Origin of the sequence: Vibrio sp. 10N.222.46.A1 (assembly GCF_041473595.1) — a bacterium.
Classification (GTDB): domain Bacteria; phylum Pseudomonadota; class Gammaproteobacteria; order Enterobacterales; family Vibrionaceae; genus Vibrio; species Vibrio tasmaniensis_A.
Genome location: NZ_JBFRSN010000778.1, coordinates 1 through 3,096, shown reverse-complemented (window position 1 = coordinate 3,096; position 3,096 = coordinate 1). Strand labels below are relative to the sequence as shown.

4 protein-coding genes are annotated in these 3,096 nt (G+C 42.3%); all 4 read right to left on the bottom strand.

Translation table 11 applies throughout. The features are described 5' to 3' along the window. Positions 1–476 precede the first annotated feature (476 nt). On the bottom strand, positions 477–920 hold the full coding sequence (locus AB4496_RS19990) for a hypothetical protein (RefSeq protein WP_032555129.1): 444 nt from the start codon (positions 918–920) through the stop codon (positions 477–479). A gap of 137 nt (positions 921–1,057) precedes the next feature. After that, the gene (locus AB4496_RS19985; RefSeq protein ID WP_032555022.1) at positions 1,058–1,438 is read right to left on the bottom strand and encodes a VOC family protein; all 381 of its coding nucleotides are present in this window, start codon (positions 1,436–1,438) and stop codon (positions 1,058–1,060) included. Between the two features lie 121 nt (positions 1,439–1,559). Then, a complete protein-coding gene (locus tag AB4496_RS19980) occupies positions 1,560–1,928 on the bottom strand; it encodes a hypothetical protein (RefSeq protein WP_032555021.1) in 369 nt (122 codons plus the stop codon). A 137-nt stretch (positions 1,929–2,065) separates the two neighbouring features. Continuing rightward, positions 2,066–3,096, bottom strand: a 1,031-nt coding sequence (gene trpS, locus AB4496_RS19975) for a tryptophan--tRNA ligase (protein WP_372131718.1), incomplete at its 5' end; no start/stop codon positions are given.

Genomic DNA, 3,096 nt, shown 5'->3' with positions numbered 1-3,096 from the left:
GTCTCAGATGGTGTTATCGCAGAACAAAGAGCATCTGAGACAGACTCATGGTTCACATCAGATGCATTTGCTTGAGCAGATAACATCACCATCGCGACGCTTAAAAACACACTCTTGTTGTTCATATTTCTTCCCTAGAATATTGATACCTAAACCGAACCTAACAGCAAACATCTTACTATGCTCACAAGTGAATATAAGGGTTGTCTTTGTAAGATTAGATTTCATTGCTTACTTTGGGATGAGTATTAGAACCCTAGATGTATAGAACAAGTCAAACACAGTAAATACGGCGACTCCCTTCCAGAACGAGTAATTTCCTACTTTGTTGACTGTCCCCTGACTGAGCGGCTTGATAAGCGATCAATGCATATAAAATGCAACGACGACAAGGTTTGTAAGATCAAAAAGACGAACCACTTGGCTCGCCTTCACGTCTCATTCTATCTATTAGGTTAGTGTTCTTGGTTAACGGTTTAACCATTACCAGTGGCAAATATCCCAAACGTCATGACGTTCAATGCGTCTGTCACGCCTTCTAGAGATTTAATCACTTTCTTAGTCGGCTCATTGTTAAGTAATAGGTAACTTCCAAGCCCTTTTTCATTATCGGTCTCGACTTGATCTTCGGTCGCTTGTTTAACGGTTACTTGAGATGTGCTTTCTTGCGTAGCATTAGCTTGAGGAGCTCCAACTGATTCAGCTTGCGTCTTGCCGCTTATATTTGAGTCTTTAACTAAATCCGCATTTATCTCATCAGTAGACTCAGCAATGACATTTAGATCCGTATCTTCTTCGACAGTGTTCGACAAAGTGTTTTCGTTGGTCAGTGTCTTCTCTTCGATTTGCTCATTACTCGTTGTGGAGCAAGCGGTTAAAAAAAACAGGCTAACGATGAATGTGAGTAAGTGTCTCACCATAATGATAAACATAACCTCAATAAAGCATTGTTCGATTGTATTTTGTTTGGCTGACGACATCCAGTGATAAGCGGAGTAAACACAAAAAGTCGCGTTCTTGAAGAGTAAACAAAAGCGTACAGGTTTAGTGCCTAAGACTAATAATTCGAGAGCTCAATCAGGTTGCCATCAGGATCACGAATATAAACAGAGACAATTTTCCCTATTGCACCTGTTCGTGGTACGGGCCCTTCTTCTATCGCGACTCCTTGCGATTTGATATGTTCGACAACTTGAGCCATTGGTGTATTGGTAACAAAGCAGAGGTCTGCACTACCGACCTGCACACGCCTTGCCTTCGGCTCGAACTCGCTACCGCTGAGGTGTAAATTGATCTTCTGCGTCCCAAATGACAACGCCAACCTGCCCTCGCCAAATTCGATAGGCTTCATTCCAAGTACCCGTTGGTAAAAATCGACCGTAACTTGTAAATCTTTCACGGTTAATACCAAATGATCTAAATGACTGATTTCCGTCATTACTTGCCTGTAATTGAGAGTGATAAGGGCTTATTGGCGGTGACTAGGCACAGTTAGGTGAACAATGTCATTCGACAACCCACATAACTCATAACAGAAATGTAGGTTGGAATTACTGAACTTAGCCTTCGCGCTTACTGAGCGTGTAGGAAACTACACTATCATCACCAATCTTGAACACCCAAACATTCTCGCCATCCACAAACTGAAATTGATTGGCTGATTCAGTCGGTTTTAACTTCCCAATAAATTCAGACAATGCTGGCTCGTTGATAACGAAGCTTCCTTCTGAAGTATTCGCATCCAAATCATTTTTCACTTCAATCTTCACGGTAGATTTAGGCAGAATGTCGGGTAACCATCCCCTGTCAAACAATCGCTCTTGTTTGGCTTGCGCATAAGTCGAGTACTCATCGCTGACCACATCTGAACAGCCAGACATTGAAACCAAAGCCGAAAATAAGACAGAGAGTAAAACGTTAATTTTCATTTAATTACCATAACTTGAAAGCTGGAGTGTGAAATCATGCGTTGCCATACAACCTCATTTCCATTCACAAAATCCATTTTATAAATCAACCGTAATCATCATTCAAATTAATTGACTTTATTTACATACAGCCAGTGCTAGATAATATTCAGACCAAAGACGCCTTTTACATCGAACAGTACCTTTTGCGTCCTTTCCCTAGAGACTTCGCTACCATTTCGCAAAATATCGATGAGCTGCGCTTTATCATCCAGTAACTCAGCTCTTCTTTCACGAATAGGACGAAGCATCTCTTGCAGGCACTCTTCCAACACTTTCTTAGTTTGTCCATCGCCTAGCCCACCTCTTTGGTAATGCTCTTTTAGTTGACTGACATAGTTAGCGTCTGTGTGAAAAGCATCAAGATAAGTGAACACGATATTGCCTTCTACCTTGCCTGGCTCTTCAATTCGTAGATGATTTGGATCGGTATACATGGATTTGACTGCAGCTCTGATCTCTTTCTCTGTTGCACCCAAATTAATGGCGTTGCCCATCGATTTAGACATCTTACTTTTACCATCAGTACTAGGCAGACGAGATGCATTACTGAGAAGCGGCCTGCATTCATTCAAGATTGGTTTGCCAGCGAGCGAATTCACTTTCCTTACTATCTCATTGGTTTGTTCTAACATCGGCAGTTGATCATCGCCAACAGGCACTAAAGTCGCGTTAAAAGCAGTAATGTCTGCCGCCTGTGAGATGGGATAAGTGAGGAAGCCTGCTGGAATTGAACGTCCAAACTCTTTGTTCTGAATTTCGCTTTTGACTGTTGGATTCCGTTCTAAGCGAGCGATAGAAACAAGATTGCTGTAGAACATGGTGAGCTCAGCTAACACCGGCAGCTGTGATTGCAGACAAATCGTGGTCTTGGTCGGGTCGATACCCACCGCAAGATAGTCAGCGACTACATTGAGAATGTTGGAAGAAACCTTCGAAGGATTATGGGCGTTGTCGGTAAGCCCTTGCATGTCAGCGACCAATATCGTTTGGTCGTGAATATGCTGCAAAGAGACTCTTTGTTTAAGTGAACCGACGTAATGACCCAAATGTAAAGGCCCAGTTGCTCTATCGCCAGTCAGAATAATTTCAGGCTTGTTGGTATTGTTCTTACTGCCAATATTATTGC

Excerpts from the sequence above, each read along its gene's own strand:
- AB4496_RS19990 (WP_032555129.1), bottom strand. The coding sequence starts at position 920 with ATGGTGAGACACTTACTCACATTCATCGTTAGCCTGTTTTTTTTAACC.
- AB4496_RS19985 (WP_032555022.1), bottom strand. The coding sequence starts at position 1,438 with ATGACGGAAATCAGTCATTTAGATCATTTGGTATTAACCGTGAAAGAT.
- AB4496_RS19980 (WP_032555021.1), bottom strand. The coding sequence starts at position 1,928 with ATGAAAATTAACGTTTTACTCTCTGTCTTATTTTCGGCTTTGGTTTCA.